We start from the raw sequence: 19,247 nt of genomic DNA on the forward strand, positions 1-19,247 counted from the left end.
ATTAACCACCTAAACCGCGTTGCATGGAAAACATTTACCCTGCATTCCCCAACGCCGGTCTACTGTTCCGCCCTGCTGCGGATCTTACGACCATCGGGTGAGGTTATTTCCAGGTTCTCCAGAACGATCTGCCATAGGATTTCGTACGGAATCACCTCCGAACTATTGGCACGCCCCAGTTTTCTCGCCTGGGGGCTTATCATCTTCTGGTAAGTTTTGCCCGACTTTCTTACCGTAGCCGCGCGGTGGAAGTTGCACTTTTCCGCGGTCAACAGTAGCTTAAAGAAGCAGTTGTTTCGTAAATTCTCGTTGTTCATCAGGTAACGGCTTCCGTACCGGATGAGCGCGTCGGTCCGGTCGATAATCTTGCTGTACTGATCGTTGATGATGAAAAAGATGACCTGTAGAATCAGGATCTGAATGTTCATCCCCTGCTTGTCCTTAGAATAAGAGGGAACATTATTGACAAACTTGTACAGCTTGAAATCCGGTAACGTCCCCCTGGTTTGGCTGAGGTCGACCTTTCCCGCCATCACCAGCAAATTGATGTACGCCTCCAGGATCAACCAGTACTCCACGTGCTGGGGAGTAAGCAGCCGGTTTAGGGTCCTCCGGTTTACCATGGCCAGTTGCTCGTAGGCGTACTCAAAGTTGCCGGTTTGCAGCCCCAGCGTAATGGCGTATTCCGATAGCTTGATGTGGTTGATGGATTCCTTGGGCACCATCATATCCGCTCGCTTCACCTGGATGACGCCCTCCTCGAAGTCCCTAAGCTTCACGGAGCACTCTACCCGCGTCAGGGCCATCAGACTCAACGACTGCTGTCCCGCGCCTTTGCACTTTCTGAGCACCTCCTCGGCTTCGTTGGCTATTTTGATCGCATCGCTGTACTTACCTAGTAGTGTAAGTCCGTGGACCTTCATAATGTAAAACATGGCCTGCATGGCCGACACCCGGGGGTAGCGCTTGACCGCGTGCTCGTACTGGGCAACAAAAGTGCTGACCTTCTGGCCAATTTCGTTAGGAAGCAGTTTGTGGGCGTAGATCATTCCCCGCATCTCCCGGTAACCGCTCGATACCTGATTCAGTACATTCTCAGCATCGGCGTAGTGATCCGCAAGCTCCTGGTACTTAAGGAACTGCTTTTCATCAAAGCCCACCCCTAGGTACAGACTCGCCAGGATAGAAGTAAGCCGGCTATTGATCGGCAGAATCTCATAGTCCTGCACCCGGCGTAAGGTGGTGTGCGCCAAATATTTGACGCTGTGCCAGGCGCGGCGGGTCAGCAATAGGCTGATCAGGTTCAACTGCCGGTAGCCGTTTACCTGGGCATCGTCGTAAGTTTTGTAGTTGGCCGAGTAGACGTTGTCATCCATCACGGCCGTTGTGATCAGATCGCGCAGCCTTCCTTTAAGTGCCCGGTATGCGGGATGGCGGGAATCGTACTCCGCTCCGTACAACTCGGCAACGATCTTGTCTTCGGACAAATCCGTCTTCGCCATCAGCCCGTGAAGTTGAGCGATCATCGACTCCTTCCCCTTAGTGTGGCTTATTTTTAGCAGCTTCGCCACCTTTTTTGAGGAGGCTATGTCCAGAAGCTCTCTAATATCTTGCATGAGGATGTTTAAAAACCGTGGATATGGGTCAAATCTTACCTCATCAAAGTACAGTAAATCAGCGAATTACCAAAACTAGGCAAAAAAAAAGCACCTGTTTAGGTGCTGCGAAAACGCGTAAGGTGCTTCTTTTTCGGTACCCCCTCACGCTATATTTGTATCATCAACAGGGAAAAACACCTAAGACCGCCCATAGCGGCGAAATTTATTCTTGAGTTTTATGAAATTGTGTTTGTTCATAGTGTCTCTTTAGTTATAATTCGCAACCCTTGAATGTGGGGTTTATAGCATCAAAGGAGTGGTTGACATAACTAGCCTCGTGTCAACTAACCGGTTTAGCGAACTTATAACGACAGCGCCAACCGCTTTTCGGTTGGCGCTATTTTTTTGTCCGTTCACCCGCTGGGGGCAAATCTAATTATTCACGAGCACTTATCCCGGAATTATCGGTACATCACCCCATAAATTGGGCTAATTATCGAAATTTAAACCAAAAAAGGCCGTTTGGCCTACCGAAACATGCCCATACAGTCGTTGTAGCGGTCGGCATGCCGCCTCCGCTGTACCTCCTTGCTGTCCCCAAAATCAAAAGCGACGCTTACCTCAAAGGTTGGCCCGATGCCGCCCGGCACTCCCCGTAGTCCCGAAACAACGGAATCGTAGCTGACCCCGATCTTCAGCACATCCTGACGAAAGGATATGGAACCGATAAACCCGTCCGGATTGCCAAACGCGTGGCGGTACCATCCCCCCAGGGCAAAATTGCCGTATCCGAAGTAAGTCCCAAAGTTGAGTTGCCGAAAGCTCGCCTGCTTGGTATACAGGAGGTTGGGTGTTACGTAAACTGGCCGGCGGAGGTTGCTGTATCGCTTCACGTCAAGCTGGATCCCCCCGTGCACGCTCAATCGCTGGGGCCGACCGGCATACAGGTTGTTATCCAGGGCCAGCAGCCCCTCGTCCGGGCGGTTCAGGTGCTCGACGCTGAACCCTCCGTAAAGGTTCTTTCCGTAAAAGAGGACACCCGACCCCAGATCCGCCGACGTTTTCGATAAGTTCTCCAGTTGCTCCTCCGTCACACCGTCCACGCCCCCGGCCGGGTCGATGACGTCACCAAACAGCAGGCCGCTAAAATCCAATCTACTGGCCAGCAGCCCGGCACTCAGTCCGATTCGGGCGTGCATCTCCTGACCCAACCTGATGTCATAAGCGTACACAAAAGCGACCTGGGTAGTGCGGTACAGTCCTTCCAGCTGGCTGTCGGTGAGGGCTCGAAACCCAACACTCGAAGGACTTCCGTTCACGGGTAGTTCCAGGCTGGCGGCAAAGGTTTGAAACGCACTGGGGTAGCTGGTGTGCTGGCTCCGGTAGTTCATCGTGATCCGCGGCGCGACACTTACCCCGGTGAAGGCTGGATTCAGCTGCATCGGGGAGGCGTAAAACTGAGAAAACACGGCGTCCTGTCCGAAACCGGTGTTCGGGCTTAGTAACCCCAGGATCAGAACCGCTAGCAGTGTACGCATGCCTAAAGCTAACTTTCCGCATGCCGCTATCCAAACGGCACATACATGGCGTCGGCCCTACGACAGCGACCACGCGCGCGCCCCCAATGTGGCGCTCCCGAACAACGTTTCCCCCCGCGCGGTGTATCTTATTCTTGTGCCCTAATGCCGGAATATGCCGAAGCCGATCCTTCTTATCTTTTTCTGTTGCCTTTCATTCGTTTTACCGGCCCAGCTGCAGGTTCGTCAGCAGTTGAACTGGCAACCCGCCCAGACGATCGAGTGGGAAGGGGCGCGTCGCGTCGTGCTGTCGTATACCCTGGGCGGGGACGCAGGAGCAGAGAAATCTGGCGAATTGCCGGCCTTCGTTCACACCTTTCCGGTTTCTTCCGGTACCACCATGGAGGTCACCGTCACTAGCATGGAAACGGAAAACTTTACTCCCCCCGCCGGCTTTTCCGCGGAGCCGGAGGCTGAATTTAGCTTCATCTACGGAGCCAGCCCGCAACCCGAAGGCTGGCTCGGCAAGGTCAGCGGTCCGTCGATCATCCGTTCGGAGGGTGGCCTTCAGCGACTGGTGTCCGTCGAGTTGTCACTGACTCCGACTTCCGCCGCGGTCACGGGAAGCGGCCGGTCTACGTTCGCCGCCAATTCCGTCCTCCGGGAGGGTGACATCTACCGCTTCGCGGTACCCGAAACCGGAATGTATAAGCTGACTCGCGACTTTCTGGCGAACGAGCTCAAAGTAAGCGGGCTAGAGAACGTGGACCCCCGGGACATTAAAGTGTACGGACAACGGGGCGGAATGCTGCCGGAGATCAACAACATCACCCCACCCGATGACCTGTACGAACAAGCCATCACCATCGAGGGCGAAGGTGACGGCCGATTCGATGGCGGCGACTTCATTCTGCTCTACGCCGAGGGCCCCGATGAACGCTCGTACGAAGCCCTGACCGATCGCTTCACCTTCACCAAGAACATCTATACCGATAAGAATTACTACTTCCTGCAAATCGGCACCGCCGGCCGGGGCAAGCGCGTCAGCACCCTCCCATCAGCCACGGGTGGAACGGCGGTCGACAGTTACGACGCGCTTTTCCGCTTTGAGGAAGACCGGTACAACGTACTCCACGAAATAGGCGGCAACAGCCACGGTTCGGGACAGAGCTGGTTCGGTGAGTTTTTCAAGGTCTCCCGCGATCGCAATTACCCCAACCTGGCAAGCTTTCCTGACGTCGTTGCCACGGAGCCACTCCGCGTGCGTGCCCGCATGGGACTACGGACGGAAGCCAGCAGCCGGTTCTTTTTGGAGGTGAACGGTCAGGAGCTCAGCAGCTTCGGCGCATCACCGGTCGTGTTCGGAGCCCAGGAGCAACGGTCCGCCGTAATTCCGACGGAGTTGGTTGGCAGCGTGAACCAGGCTACCGAACGCGTTGACGTTAAACTTAGCTACCCCAACCAGGCCGGCAGCGGCCAGAGTGAAGGTTGGCTGGACTGGATTCAGTTGAGGGCGCGTCGACGACTGAGTTTCGCCGGTCAAAATCAATTCTCCTTCCGGGACACGCGCACAATCGACCAGATCAGTGTAACCTTCCGATTGCTCAATCCTCCGACTGGCGCGCGGGTCTGGCGGGTCGATGGCCCCGATGTCCGGCAGGCCGAACTAAGTGGAGACAGCTTTTCCGCACCGGCGGGTGGCACCCTGTTTGAATACGTAGCTTTCCTTCCCGGCGCTGCCCTGCTTACTCCGACGGCCATCGGTAGGGTAGAAAACCAAAACCTGCATGCGATCGACCGGGCCGATATGATCATCGTTGCGCACAAAGACTTTTTACCCCAGGCCGAAGTACTGGCGGAACACCGCCGGACGCACAATGGCTATACTACTCACCTGGTTACGACCCAACAGATTTACAATGAGTTCAGCAGCGGCCGTGATGATGCGGCGGCTATCCGAAATTTCGTGCGCATGGTGTATGAGCGCGATCCCGGACTTAAACATCTGCTGCTATTCGGAGACGGCAGTTTCGACCACCGCAACATCTACAAACTCGGCAGCAACTTCATTCCGGTGTACGAACACCAGGGTGCCTTTACCGAAGTCAAAAGCTTTCCGGCCGATGATTTTTTCGGGATCATGCTGCCCGCTGCCAGCGATCAACCCCTCGGGCCCGACCTGAGTGTCGCGGTGGGCCGCTTGCCGGTAAAGTCCGCCGATGAGGCGGGCCCTGTAGTGGACAAACTTATTCGCTACGACCAGGACCCCTCCGCCCTGGGAGATTGGCGGACCCGCATGGTGTTTGTCGGTGACGATGAGGACGACGGTAAGCACACGATAGATGTCAACCGGGTAGCCAACGCCGTAAAGGAAAGAAAGCCCGATCTGAATTTCGACAAGCTGTACTTCGATCTGTTCCCCCAGCAAAGCCTTTCCGCGGGCGACCGCTTTCCGGACATCACCGAAGGGCTGGACCGCGCCGTCTTCCGTGGTGCCCTGGCAGTGACCTACCTCGGGCACGGTGGCCCCCGTGGCTGGGCTCAGGAACGCGTACTCACCATCCCCCAGATTCGCAACTGGACCCGCCCCGTCAATTCGGTCGACCCCATCCAACCGCCCGTGTTCATCACCGCGACCTGCACCTTTAGTGATTATGACGACGCCTCTTTTGTGAGTGCCGGCGAGGAAGCCTTCCTGACCCCCCGCGGCGGGGTTATTGCGCTCATGACCACCACCAGACCGGTGTTCGCCACCCGCAACTACGAGCTCACTAACAATACGGTGCAGGCAATGCTGGACCGTCCCGATGGTTCCTGGCGCAGCCTGGGCGACATCATCCGCATCGCGAAGAATGAAACCACGCCCGTCGATCGGGGCTTCCTGTCCGGGGATACCGAAAACGCCCGCAAGTTTACTTTGCTAGGGGACCCGGCAACGGTGATCGCCTTTCCGCGCCACGGCGTCCGGACTACGATGATTGATTCCATGTCCACCGATACGGTACGTCTGGACACCGTGCGGGCACTACAGAAGATGCGGATCAGTGGAGAGATCATCGATGTAAACGGTAACCTATTGAGTGATTTTAATGGTCAGGTTTACCCAACCATTTATGATAAGGCACAGACCATCCCGACGCTTCAGCAGGATCCCAGCAGCCCGCTGATCGAGGTAGAAGTCCAACGCAACATCGTTTTCCGGGGCCGTGCCACGGTCACCGCCGGGAAGTTCTCCTTCGAGTTCGTCGTACCGAACGACATCGACTATACGTTCGGGGCCGGCAAGATCAGCTACTACGCTGCCGACAAGGACCAATTTACCGACGCAGCCGGCTATTATGACCGACTCATCATCGGGGGTACCGACGGGGGAGCTACGGCAAATGACGAAGGTCCCACCGTCGAGGTATATCTCGACAACACGGATTTCGTGGCCGGCGGTCAGGTAGCGGAAGATCCCGTACTGCTCCTACACCTTAGTGACGATCTGGGCATTAACGTGACCGGCAACAGCATCGGCCACGATCTGGAGGCCGTGTTGGATGAAGATACCCGCAATGCGATCGTGCTCAACGACTACTACGAGGCCGACGTGGATAATTTCCGTAGTGGTAAAGTTCGCTACCCCCTCTTCGACCTAACTCCCGGATTGCACAAAGTAACCGTACGGGCCTGGGACGTCGCCAACAACAGCACGGTAGCTACAACGGAATTCTTGGTTGCTACGGACATCGGGGACGCGCTGACGCGTGTGTTCAACTACCCCAATCCCTTTACCACGAACACCTGTTTTCAGTTTGACCATACCCTGATCGGCCAAAATGTAGAAGCGATCGTGCAGATCTTTACCGTTAACGGCCGATTGGTGAAGACCATCGAGCGACCCTTCCAGTTCAGTGACGGTTCGATCCGGCAGGACGACTGCATCGAGTGGGACGGCCTGGATGACTACGGCGATCAATTGGCCCGGGGCGTGTACCTCTACCAGATTCGACTACGTGGCGATGGAACGAACGTTGTCAATGGGGAACTGGAGAAGTTAGTGATCCTGCGGTAACAGCTTTCCGCTTGCAGTCATTCTACAGGTGCAAAAAAAGAGGGGAAGCCACGTGTGCTCCGACTGGAACACTTGTGACTTCCCCCCTCGAGAGGCAGTATTACCGCGTGAGCAGAATTAACGGCTAGTTATATCCGGGATTCTGCGGAAGGACCGCCGATCCCTGAAGGTCAATCTGACTCTGAGGAATGGGGTAGAAAAGATCCTGTGGCGTAGTGAAATCCGCGCCGCCGTAGGGGCCGGGCAGGAACTGCTTCTCAAAAGCGATGATGCGGTCCAGTTCTGACTCAGCCTTACCCCAGCGACGAAGATCGAAGAAGCGGTGTCCTTCTCCACTCAGTTCGAGTTTACGTTCGAAGTGAAGAGCGGTACGCGCCTCGTCCGCACTGGCGAAACTGGAGTACTGGGCAATGTTGTAGTTAGCGGCCTCAGAACCGTCATCCTTCTTCAGGATGCTTGCGCTATTGCCAGCGCGGGCGCGAACCTGGTTGATGAGTTCCAATCCGCCGGCGAGGTCACCTGTTTCAATTTTAGCTTCGGCGAGCATGAGCAACAGGTCAGAAAAGCGGATGATGTTGTAATTCATCGAGCCGTAGCCGCGAGTCCACGAGGTACCATCGGTGAAACTTCCTTCCTGACTAGCGTAGTAAACAAACTTCTTCGGCGAGTAAGGACCTCCATTGCTCTGGAGACGAATCCAAAACTTACCGGGGTGTGGGCCCCAACCGAGGTATGGAATACCACGACGACCTACACTGTGATCGAGGCGGGGATCTACCTCCTCATTGCCAGGAGTATATGCATCGCCACCTTCTACCCCGAAGTCAGTCTTGAGGCGGTTGGCCTCACTGTTGTAGCTGTTATCCAGAAAAGGAAGACCGCTATTCGTACGGAACGAATTAGCAATGTCGAAAGTAGGCTGGAAGAAACCACAGCAGTTACCGGGTCCGCTGGATCCCGTATTGTGGGGGAAGTTCAGTACGAAGTCCGGATTAGCTACGTTGGTAGTACCGCTATTAGCCGCTGCCTGGACGGCAAAAACAGATTCCTGGCTATTGTCGAATTCAGCATTGAAAGCGTCGGCGTAGTTGTCCAGTAGGCCATACTCCTGACCATTGGCCGTTTGGCCGTTGTCAACCACATTCTGCAGCAGAGCCTTGGCGGGCTCCCACTTGCCCTGATACAGCAACGTTTTGCCGAGGTAAGCACCGGCAGCCCACTTGTTGGCACGGCCGGCGTCGGCCATTACCTCGGGTAGGTTGTCGTAGGCGTACTGAAAGTCTGCCTCAATTTTATCCCAGTTTGAAGAGGAAACGACTTGCTGCTGCTCTTCCACCGTTAGACCGGGTGTCAGAAAAGGAGCTTGGTCAAAAGAGATTTGCAGCTGAAAGTAGTAGTGGGCACGTAGAAAACGAGCTTCGCCTTCCAGGCGGGTGGCATCGGATTCTCGCAGCAGGGGATCATCGACGGCGGCAGCTAGCAGCGTTAGTGCCTGGTTAGACCGGGCAACACCTTCGAATAGCCCGTTCCAGCGGTCACTCGGGATCCGGGAAGTGGGGTTAAGGCTGTAACGGACCAGGTCATTGATGTCTGAAAAGTCACCATCTTCCGTTCCTTTATTCGCATCGCCGCCCTGGATGGAGCCGTTGGCCCAGTTGGAAGCACCACCGAAGTAGTTGCCCCGTCCTCCCAGTTGGGCGTAGGCACCCAGAACTACACCCTCTACACCTGCCTTGGTGGCGAGTACGGAGGGAGCAAGTGCGCCGCGGGGCGCAACTTCCAAAAATTCATCTTTACAGGTGAACAGGAGACCTCCGAGGAGGAGAGCACCCAGCGCGATGCTGGGAAGTCTTTTATATAATCGCATGATATATGTTTTACTAGTTGTGATTAGAAGTCCACGCTTACCTGAAAGTTGTAGCTGCGGCTAACTGGGTAGTTGCCTACGTCAACTCCAAAGTCGGTATCTGCAGAGCCACCTACCGCAGGGTCAAGTCCGTCGTACCCGGTAATTGTAAAGAGGTTATTGCCGGAAACGGCGAAGCGCAGGTTAGAGAAGGCCCCACCCAGCGCACCGGCTGGCAAGGTGTAACCCAGGGTCAGGTTGGTCAGGCGCAGGTAAGAACCATCCTCAACGTAGTAGCTGGTAGACTGCTGCGAGGTACTTAGGTTGGATGCCGATTCGTAGATCGGCACATCTGTGTCGGTATTCTGTGGCGTCCAGCTGTCAAGTACCCGGGTCGAAACGGCGGCTCCGTTGAAGGTGCCGTAGAAGTCGGTGAACCACTTAGAGTTGTTGTAGATCTCGTTACCGAGGCTGGTGTAAAAGAAGGTCGTGAGATCAAAGCTCTTGTACATGAGCTTGAGGTTCAGGCCACCGGTGAAATCGGGCACCGCGCTTCCGAGGAAAGTACGGTCGGCTTCGTCAATAATCCCGTCGGGAATACCCGTCAGGTCACCATTCTCATCACGGCTGTTGTTATCCTCGAAGCGGAAGCGGCCGGGAGCGGCTCCGTCCTGGGTCGGCGCACTGCTGACTTCGGAGTCGGACTGGAACAAGCCAAGCACTTTGTAACCGAAGAAGGAAGAAAGCGGGCGACCTACTTCGTTCCGAACGATGGTACCGTTAATGCGGGTACCGCTACGATCGAAGAAGTCGGTATCGTCCGTGAACTTGGTAATTTCATTTTGGAGCAAGGCCCCGTTGAGGGTAAGCTCGAAACTGAAATCCTGGGCAAGTTTATCGCGGTAGATGATCTGAGCGTCAATACCCTGGTTGCGCATGCTGCCAATGTTAACGAATGGAGCCGTAGCTACGGGTCCGGTAACGGCGGGCAGGGGCAGACGGACCAGAAGGTCATTCGTGGTCTTGCGCCAGAAATCGACGACAAAGTCAATTTTGCCCCCGATAAAGGTAGCGTCGAAACCAATATTGGTCGTTTCACTGGATTCCCACTTTGCACGCTCGGTTCCGATACGGCTGAGGTAGAACCCGTTGCTGGCGTTAGAATTCGAACCAGTGATGGGGTAGCTGCCCTGGCCTACGCCCTGGGCAAACAAGTTGAAGCGGTTGTCCGCGTCTACGTTATTAGAGTTACCCATCTGTCCCCAACCACCACGGATTTTGAGGTCCGCCAGTAGGTTCTGGTTCTGCATGAAGGATTCTCCCGTTACGCGCCAGGCACCCGACACGGCCGGAAATACGCCGTAGCGGTTGTCGGAACCAAACTTGCTGGAGCCGTCGCGACGTAGTACACCCGTCAGGTAATAGCGATCGTTCCAGTTGTAGTTCAACTGTCCGAAGATGGAGAAAAACTTCTGAGGTACGTTGAAATTACTCGAGGGTGGATTGGTCGTTATCGTGCTCAGGTTAATGAAGTCTACCGTACGGCTGAAGGGATTGATACCGCTGGCACCACTCTGACGACCGTTGTTGGCGGAAAGGGATTCGATACCCAGCAGCACGTCGAAGTTGTTTGCCCCGATGCTCGTCTTGTAGTTGGCGGTGTTGGTCCAGGTCCAGTCGTAACCGTATCCCTGGTACTCGCCGTAGCCGAAACTGCCGTTGTTCTCGGCATTCTCGTAGGTCTGGCGGTTGTAGAAATTGCCGTTGTAGGCGTAGTAGTTACCGCCGATGCTGGAACGAAGGGTCAGCGCCTCGATGGGCTCGACTTCCACGTAAAAGTTACCGAAGGCGCCGGTGTTGAAGTTCTGGTTATTCGCTACTCCGTCACGTTCTGCAACCGGGTTACGGGGGTTACCGAAGCCGCGGGCAGCGGTACCGGCATACCCACCAAACTCATCGTAAACGGGGATGAGGGGGTTCAGGCGGAAGGCGGAGAGAATAGCGTTCTCATCACGTGCCACGTTCTGTCCACCGCCGCCACCGATGAATCCGCGTTGGGTGCTGTAGGTAAATTGGAGGTTTTCTCCAATCCGTACCTTGCTGCCGAGGTTAAATTCGGTGTTGGCCCGGAAGCTGTAGCGATCGGCGCCGTTGTTCTTCAGGATACCATCGATGGTTTGGATACCCATACCTACGTAGTACCGGGCGTCTTCCGTCGAACCCTGAAGACCTAAAGTGTGACGTTGCAGCACGCCGGTGCTGGTGATGGCATCGTACCAGTCGGTGCCCTCCTTGTTGGCGCGCACGACCTGGTAGAGCCCTCCGGCGTTGGCGTCGATGTTGTACAGTGCACGCTCCGCCTCGAGGTCTACCGAACCGACCACACCGTTGCGGTCACCAACCAGGATATAGTCGGGCAGAACGGGCTGCGCTCCGCTTCCGTATTGCGGGTGGGTAAAATTGGCGTCACCGGGAACCAGGCCGTCGTTGTAAAATGCCTCCCAGGTTTTGTCGGCATCCTGCTGTGGCGTGAGGATGGGTTGGCCTTCGCCCGGATCGGAAAAGCCGACGAGTCCGTCGTAGCTGATCTTCAGGGGAGAAGGAGTTTTGCTACCCCGCTTGGTCTGAATAACAACTACGCCACCGGAAGCCCGCGCTCCGTAGATCGAAGCGGAAGAGGCATCCTTCAGTACGGAAGTAGCTTCAATGTCGTCCGGCGAGAGGAAGCCAATGCCACCCACGGGGACTCCATCCACTACGTAAAGTGGCTGGTTACCTCCAAAAGAGCCGAAACCGCGGATCCGGATGATGGAGTTGGTACCCGGCTGGCCGTTGGTAATAACGGTTACGCCCGCGGCACGTCCCTGAAGCTGTTGCTCGACGTTGCCCGAGGGAACGGCCGACAGCTCCTCGGTAGAAACCGTAGAAATAGCCGCGGTTGTCTGCCGCTTGGTCGTGGTTGCGTAGCCCGTTACGACAATCTCGTCAAGCGCGATTCCTTCGCTCATGACCACATCGACAACCGTCTGTCCGCTGAGGATGACCGTCTGGGTCTCGTAACCGGTAAAGGAATACTCGAGCTCTACGACGTCCGCGGGAACGGTGAGTGAATAGTTGCCGTCTAAATCAGCGACGGTACCTACGGTAGTCCCCTTAGCGAGGATCGTAGCTCCGATCAATGGAAAGCCGTCGGAATCCATTATAGTACCACTTACCGTGGTTTGCCCGTAAATGGCCGCCGAACAAAGCAGCGCCATCAACAGGCTCAAGAGATGTTTCATGATCGAAATTATATTAGTGAGTTGTTTATAAAAAAATTGGCTGCCACCCGGGCAGCCAGATTAGTTGGTGTAAATCGGACGCTAACTTAGACAATATTAAATATACCTGGCACCGACCATTGGGTTGTGTAGCAGGCAAACTGCAAAACATCAATCAAACTGACCGGTGTAAGACCTTAATTTTCTGTCACGTCGGGACATTGTTATCTTGCCCTCATTCTTTTTCCAGCATGAAGACATTTCTCCCCACTTTCGTAATTCTCCCATTGCTTCTCCTCGTGAGTTGCCAATCGGAGTCGCCTACCCTCTTCCAACGTATAGAAGCGGATAAAAGCGGCCTCACCTTCGCCAATCGCATTACGGAAAACGACACCTTTAACATTCTTGCCTTCGAATACGTCTACAACGGCGGCGGCGTCGGCACCGCTGACTTCAACGGCGACGGGCTTACTGATCTGTACTTCTCCGGCAACACGGCCGATAACCGGCTCTACCTCAACCTCGGTGATTTTAAGTTTCTCGACGTTACCGAGCAGGCAGGGGTAAGCGGGCGGGGACGCTGGTGCAGTGGAATTGCCATAAGCGATGTCAACGGGGACGGCCGGCCCGATCTGTACGTCAGCGCCACGGTGAGGGAGCCCGGCCGGCACCGGGCCAACCTGCTGTACATTAATCAGGGCAACGAAGCCGGAGAAAACGGAACCCAAATTCCCCGCTTTACGGAAGTTGCCGGCACCTGCGGCATCGCCGACACCTCCCATACCACCCAGTCGGTTTTCTTCGACTACGACCGCGACGGTGACCTAGACCTCTACGTGCTGGTCAACGAAATGGACGATCGCACGATCCCCAATCGCTACCTGCCCAAGCTGATCGACGGTTCCGGCCGCAAGAACGACAAGCTTTACCGCAATGAGGGCAATGGTCCCGACGGCCTCCCCCGTTTCGTCGACGCAACCCGGGAAACCGGTATCCTCAAGGAAGGGTACGGACTCGGCGTCAGCGTATGTGACCTGAACCAGGACGGCTGGCCCGATCTCTACGTCACCAACGACTACGTCACCAACGACCTGTTGTGGATCAACAACCAGGACGGCACCTTCACGGACCGGGCAGCCGAGTACCTCAAACATACCAGCTACTCCGCCATGGGCACCGACGTCGCTGACCTGAACAACGACGGCCTGGACGATATCATCACCGTGGATATGTACCCGGAAGGCAACCTCCGACGTAAGGCCATGATGCCCCCCAATAACTACAACGGGTACCTCAACAACGAACGATTCGGTTACCAGCCTCAATTCACCCGCAACTCCCTGCAGATCAACCGCCAACTGAACGACTCAACCTTTCGCTTTACCGAAGTGGGGATGCAGGCAGGCGTTGCGGCTACCGACTGGAGCTGGAGCCCCCTGGCCGCCGATGTCGACAACGACGGCGACCGCGACCTGCTCATAACCAACGGCTTCCCCCGCGACGTTACAGACCGCGACTTCATGGACTACAATGTGGTGATGAGCAGACTAGCCAGTCGGGAGGTGCGCCTGGCCCAGATTCCCTCGGTAAAAATCGCCAATTACGCCTTCGAAAACGATGGACACGATATTCCCTCCTTCCGTAAGCGCACCGCAGAGTGGGGCTTCGAATACCCCTCCTTCAGTAACGGTGCCGCCTATGCCGATCTGGACAACGACGGCGACCTGGACTACGTCGTAAACAACATCAACGACAGTTGCTTCCTGTTTCGCAACAACCTGATTACCCCCGACCACCGCCCGGATGCCACCCACTGGCTAACCATAACTCTCAAAGGCCAGGGACAGAACACCGGTGCCCTCGGCGCCCGGGTGACCGTCGATGCGGGCAGCCGGACCATGTCGGCCTACAACCACCCCGGTCGCGGGTTTCTCTCCAGCGTCAGCGATGTCTTGCACTTCGGCTTCGCACCCGGCGATTCCCTCGTTGCGGTGACCGTTGCCTGGCCCGACGGGAACCGACGTATATATAAGGACGTAAAGTGGGATCAACGGGTAACGCTTTCGGCAATGGAAGGAGAACCGGATGCACCACGGGCGCAACCCACAGCCGCCCCTCTCTTCGTTGAGACAAGCGATCTGGTGCGGCAACTGCCGATGCACCGCGACTGCCTCTTCATCGACTTCAACGTACAACCCCTGCTGCCCCATAAGCTGTCGGAATACGGTCCTGCCCTGGCCGTGGCAGACGTGAACGGCGACGGACTCGACGACCTGTACCGATCGGGATCTCATTTTTACCGGGGGGACCTCCTACTTCAGGGCAGGGACGAAAACGGACGACCCACGTTTTCACCGGGCGGACTACTCGGTACGGAACCGGGACCGGAAGAACTCGGAAGCCTGTTCTTTGACGCAGACGGAGACGGGGATCAGGACCTTTACCTGGTCAGTGGCGGAAGCGAATACAGCCTCGACCGACCGGAACTGAGGGACCAACTCCTGCTGAACGACGGGGCCGGAAACTTCACGCTGAATACCGGGGCACTGCCCGATATCCAATCGAGTGGATCCTGCGTTCGGGCTGCGGACGTTGACCGGGACGGCGATCTCGACTTGTTTGTGGGCGGCAGATTGAACCCGGGCCGCTTTCCTGAGCCCGTTGACAGTTACCTGCTGATCAATGATGGTCGCGGTAACTTTGCTCCCGCGTCCCCGCCCGAATTTTCCGCTCTTGGCCTGGTCTGCGACGCCTTGTGGACCGATTACGACAACGACGGTTGGGTCGATCTCCTGATCGCCGGTCAGGGCATGGGGTTGCAGCTCTTCTCCAACCGGGACGGCACGTTGAGTGCATCCGCTTCGTCTTCGCTTTCCGGGCACACCGGCTGGTGGAACGGACTGAACGGGGCGGACTTTGATCTGGATGGGGACATCGATTACGTAGCTACCAATTTCGGCACCAACAACCTCTACGGACAGAGCGGCAAGGACTACGTAGGGCTGTACGGGGCGGACTTCGACGGCAACGGCGGCTACGACCTAATCGTTGGCAACTACGCGCTTGCCGAAGACGGCAGTTACCAGGAATTCCCCCACCACCAGCGGACGGATACGGAAAAGCAGCTGATCAGCGTCAAACAACGCTACGAAAGACACGATCAGTTCGGGCGCGCTACCATTGCGGATGTCGTGGGTGGATACCCGGAGGCAGAAGTCACCATCCTTCGCACCGACTACCTGCGCTCGGCGTGGATCGAAAATTTGGGTGGGGGGGAATTTAAATTTCACGAACTGCCGCGGGAGGCCCAGTCTTCGCCCCTATACGGCGTGCAGACCCTCGACGTAAACGGGGACGGGCACCCCGATCTGATCGCCATCGGCAACGATTATGGGGCGGAAACCGGCATGGGCACCCTCGACGCGCTCAACGGACTGGTGATGCTGTACGATCCGGAGGCGGGAGACTTCCGAACCGTAACCGATGCCGAGGCCTCCTTTTACGTTCCGGGCGACGGAAGAAGCCTGACGGTGCTGGAGGTCGACGGTTCCGCCAGATTGATTGCCTCGGAAAACAGCGGCACGACGCGGGCCTTCCGCCCAACCACCGGAACCGGCCGTTACCTCCCCGTACCGCCAGATGTGCAACGGGTCACTTACCGGATGGGTGAGAAGCAAACCGCCGAAGAGGTGTATTACGGAAGCGGCTACCTGAGTCAGCGCAGCAGGGGCGTGTGGTTACCGGCGGGGGCGGAAGATCTGAAAATGATCGGGTTCGACGGCGCAGCGCGGCCGGTGCCGTCCAAGTAGGTTACTTCATCGGCACTTCCATAGCGAGAATGCGGACTCCGGCGGGTCCGGCGGTTAGTTTAATGGTGGTGGCATCGATGATGCCAAGGCCGTCACGGTGCCCGACGTCCTGACCTTCGACCGTGGCACTGCCCTCCAGAATAAAGAAATAGACGCCATGGCCCGGCCGGTTGAGGGAATAGGTCGTGGCGGTATCGGAAGCAAAGCGGCCGATGCTGAAGTAGGCGTCTTGGTGAATCCAGACTGCCCCCTCCCCGGGTTCGGGACCCAGTACCCGGTTCCAGGCGTTCGCTTCCCGTTGCGAATCCATCGTGATTTGCTCGTAGCGCGGCCTTACGTCTCGGCGATTGGGGATAACCCAGATTTGCAGAAACTTGACGTCGCGGTCGCGGTTTCGATTCTTTTCGGAGTGCACTACTCCGGTACCGGCGCTCATAACCTGAATGTCGCCCGCGCGAATGACCGTTGTATTGCCCATGTTATCCTGGTGCTCCAGATCTCCCTCTAGTGGAATGGATATAATTTCCATGTTGTCGTGGGAGTGGGCACCGAATCCCCGACCGGCCGCAACCTCGTCGTCGTTCAGCACGCGCAATGCGCCAAAGTTCGTCCGGTCCGGATCGTAGTAGCCTGCGAAGCTGAACGAATGGTGGGTATTGAGCCAGCCGTGGTTGGCGTGGCCCCTTGATGCGGCGGAATGATGAATGATCTTCATGACCTAATTATTGTATCTACATTAGATACACTTGGAAACATTTGCTGCTGGTGAAAGTTTCGATCGGGGATGGGGAGGAAAAACTATACGTACCTACCTTCGCGCAATGGATCAACTTATCGTTCACCACATCATCGTTCACGAACTCAAGAAACAACCGGAAATGGCGGAGGCTGACCTGCTGCTGAGTAGTCAGGCGCTGCCGATCACCGAATTGGCGACCGATCTGATCGGCCGACTGGATCAAACGTTCGAGCGGAAATCGGACCTCCTGCAGGGATTCTTGCTCGAGCCGGACGAGGGGCTGTTTCCGGCCTACTACCAGAACTGGCTGGAAGACGGCCGCCGCCGGGAGTCGTTTGTAGATTTTAGCCGAAATTCCATGACTGCCCTGAAGGATAACCTGCAGGGCGTGGTGGGCGCCAAGGGCGGGTACCTACTGTTTGCCGACTACAGCATCGAAGAGCAGCGTATGCTGGGCATCTACATGATTCGCAATACGGAGGGGATGGTCTTTACCGATGATGAGGTGGATGAGTCCCTGCGGCTCCAAACAACTGCCTATCTCGACATACAGAATATGGCTATGGCCGCCAGGTTGCTGGCCGGTCCGGGAAGGAATGTACAAATGATCCGTCATGCGCGGACCCAGAGCAGCATCAGCCAGTACTTTACCGACTGGGTGGGCATCGATCGGGCCGAAACCAGTTCGGAACTCACCCACTCCTTCCTGGAAATGGTGGAAGAACTGCCCGTGCCCAAAGACCGGGAAACGGGTTTTGCCATGAACGAGGGCGACTTTGAGAAGGCGCTGGTAAAGTATGCCGCCAAAGCTCCCCAGCAGACGATCCGGGTACAGGATTTCGACCAGCACTTCTACGGCAACGACAAGCCGCTCCAGGACATGCTGGCCGAGCAGGAAAGTCCGATCGACCAGGGCTTCCGCGTCGATCGAAAGGCCCTGCGCAACCAGTTTTACCTCAGGGCCGGGGTCGGTGGCATCAGTATCACGTGTACCAAAGACCACTTCCGTAACGGGCAAATCCACATCGATGAGGCCAGTGGTAAGATCACGATCAACAGCGAGGAACTGGCTTCCCTACTGCTGGATCAGAACGGCGAGTGAGCGGGCTATTGTAATTCCTTAGCGAACATTTACCGCGTAAAACTGGGTTGTAGGGGTACTAACCTATCAATACAACAACTATGGCATCGACCGAGCAAACTACCGAAACAAACACCCCCAAGACCAACGGCGAAAACCTTCCCGCGAAAACCGACCTGCAGAACAAAAACGACCAGGCCGATAGCATCATCCGGCGCTACGCCCTGTTCGGCACCGCAACCGGACTGATCCCTACTTTCGGACTCGACGTTGCTGCACTGACGGGCGTACAGGTCAAAATGATCAAGGAGCTGGCACGGGTATACGAATACGACATCGACGACCAGATGGTGCGTATGACCATTACCACCGGCGTTACCTCACTGATCGGTCGCCTCATCACCGGTGTGGCCGCTTCGATCACGAAGGCCTTCTCACCCCTTAAGTTCCTTATCGGCGGCGCAACGCAGGCAGCCCTTAGTGGTTTCATGACCGCCGAGACCGGCAAGATCTACCAGGCGCGCTTGGCTAACGGAGAAAATCCCGCCGACATTACCGTCAGTGAGATCGTCAATCACGTTATCGCCCAGGTACAGGAGGGAAAGTGGAACCCTACCAAGGTAGCCGGCTTCCGCAACAACTTCAGCTACCTGCTCGGTAGCGAGAAGTCCTAACCTCGATCCTACCCGAAAGAGAATGCCCCGATTCGCTGTGCGAATCGGGGCATTCTCTTTAGAAGTTGTAGTTGAATCCGGTACGCAGTTCGTACGGGGCGTCGTTCAGGCGATCCGGTTGCGTAAGGCGGAAAAGCAGCAGGAGTTCGAATCCGGTGCTGCCGGGACCACCCCCCTGGTTGAAACCCGCCCCCAGGAACGGTATGGCACGAGTCACGCGCGCCTGTCCGCCGGCCAGAAGATATTCCATATCGCTGATCAGGCTGTACTCCCCGTGGGCGAAAAGTCCCCGGTAGATTTTGGCCCGGGCGAACACTCCCGCTGACCAGCTGAAGTACTTATCCTTAATCCCGTACAGATCGTCGCGGTAGCTGTTGTACGTCACACTGACGCGCGGGCCGGCACTCAGGAAGTTGTTGAGCTTGTACCCCACCATGGGAGATACGCCGATCTGGAAGAAACTGAAGTTGTTTCCGCCGCGAAAGCCAAGCTGGGCACCGGCACCGTACCAGAGCCCTCCGCTTTCGTTTACCATAGCCTGTCGGCCCCGGGAAGAGTAGTCGAGGTCGTCCCGTGCGGCATCTTCACGGGTTTGTGCGAAAATGAGGGTGGTAAAAAAGAGAAGAAAACAGAGGAGGAGACAGGACTTTCGCTTCATTGGATGGA

10 protein-coding genes are annotated in these 19,247 nt (G+C 56.3%); 4 read left to right on the top strand and 6 right to left on the bottom strand.

The window, feature by feature from the left end; all coding sequences use genetic code 11:
• Positions 1-59 precede the first annotated feature (59 nt).
• Both GGR28_RS13900 and GGR28_RS13905 read right to left on the bottom strand, forming a co-directional pair.
• Positions 60-1,616: a hypothetical protein gene (locus GGR28_RS13900; RefSeq protein ID WP_183496411.1), complete on the bottom strand. Its 1,557-nt coding sequence runs from the start codon at positions 1,614-1,616 to the stop codon at positions 60-62.
• A gap of 509 nt (positions 1,617-2,125) precedes the next feature.
• A complete protein-coding gene (locus GGR28_RS13905; protein WP_183496412.1) occupies positions 2,126-3,136 on the bottom strand; it encodes a PorP/SprF family type IX secretion system membrane protein in 1,011 nt (336 codons plus the stop codon).
• Between the two features lie 154 nt (positions 3,137-3,290).
• On the opposite strand from GGR28_RS13905, the gene porU reads away from it, so the two are divergent.
• The gene (porU, locus tag GGR28_RS13910; RefSeq protein ID WP_183496413.1) at positions 3,291-7,172 is read left to right on the top strand and encodes a type IX secretion system sortase PorU; all 3,882 of its coding nucleotides are present in this window, start codon (positions 3,291-3,293) and stop codon (positions 7,170-7,172) included.
• A gap of 124 nt (positions 7,173-7,296) precedes the next feature.
• On the opposite strand, the gene GGR28_RS13915 is transcribed toward porU, so the two are convergent.
• Together GGR28_RS13915 and GGR28_RS13920 are read right to left on the bottom strand one after the other, a co-directional pair.
• The gene (locus tag GGR28_RS13915; protein ID WP_183496414.1) at positions 7,297-9,039 is read right to left on the bottom strand and encodes a RagB/SusD family nutrient uptake outer membrane protein; all 1,743 of its coding nucleotides are present in this window, start codon (positions 9,037-9,039) and stop codon (positions 7,297-7,299) included.
• Positions 9,040-9,062: 23 nt separating this feature from the next.
• Positions 9,063-12,299 carry a SusC/RagA family TonB-linked outer membrane protein gene (locus GGR28_RS13920; RefSeq protein ID WP_183496415.1) on the bottom strand — a complete coding sequence of 1,079 codons (3,237 nt, stop codon included), beginning with the start codon at positions 12,297-12,299 and terminating at the stop codon, positions 9,063-9,065.
• Between the two features lie 230 nt (positions 12,300-12,529).
• On the opposite strand from GGR28_RS13920, the gene GGR28_RS13925 reads away from it, so the two are divergent.
• Positions 12,530-16,087 carry a VCBS repeat-containing protein gene (locus GGR28_RS13925; protein ID WP_183496416.1) on the top strand — a complete coding sequence of 1,186 codons (3,558 nt, stop codon included), beginning with the start codon at positions 12,530-12,532 and terminating at the stop codon, positions 16,085-16,087.
• 1 nt (position 16,088) lies between these two features.
• On the opposite strand, the gene GGR28_RS13930 is transcribed toward GGR28_RS13925, so the two are convergent.
• Complete coding sequence (locus tag GGR28_RS13930) at positions 16,089-16,802, bottom strand: pirin family protein (protein ID WP_183496417.1); 714 nt, start codon at positions 16,800-16,802, stop codon at positions 16,089-16,091.
• 106 nt (positions 16,803-16,908) lie between these two features.
• Here GGR28_RS13930 and GGR28_RS13935 point away from each other — a divergent pair, with 106 nt between their 5' ends.
• Entirely contained in the window at positions 16,909-17,928 is a 1,020-nt protein-coding gene (locus tag GGR28_RS13935) for a nucleoid-associated protein (protein WP_183496418.1), read from the top strand.
• Between the two features lie 80 nt (positions 17,929-18,008).
• The gene (locus GGR28_RS13940) at positions 18,009-18,581 is read left to right on the top strand and encodes a DUF697 domain-containing protein (RefSeq protein ID WP_183496419.1); all 573 of its coding nucleotides are present in this window, start codon (positions 18,009-18,011) and stop codon (positions 18,579-18,581) included.
• A 58-nt stretch (positions 18,582-18,639) separates the two neighbouring features.
• On the opposite strand, the gene GGR28_RS13945 is transcribed toward GGR28_RS13940, so the two are convergent.
• Entirely contained in the window at positions 18,640-19,239 is a 600-nt protein-coding gene (locus tag GGR28_RS13945) for a hypothetical protein (RefSeq protein ID WP_183496420.1), read from the bottom strand.
• Positions 19,240-19,247: the final 8 nt, after the last annotated feature.

Source organism: Neolewinella aquimaris (assembly GCF_014197245.1).
GTDB lineage: Bacteria > Bacteroidota > Bacteroidia > Chitinophagales > Saprospiraceae > Neolewinella > Neolewinella aquimaris.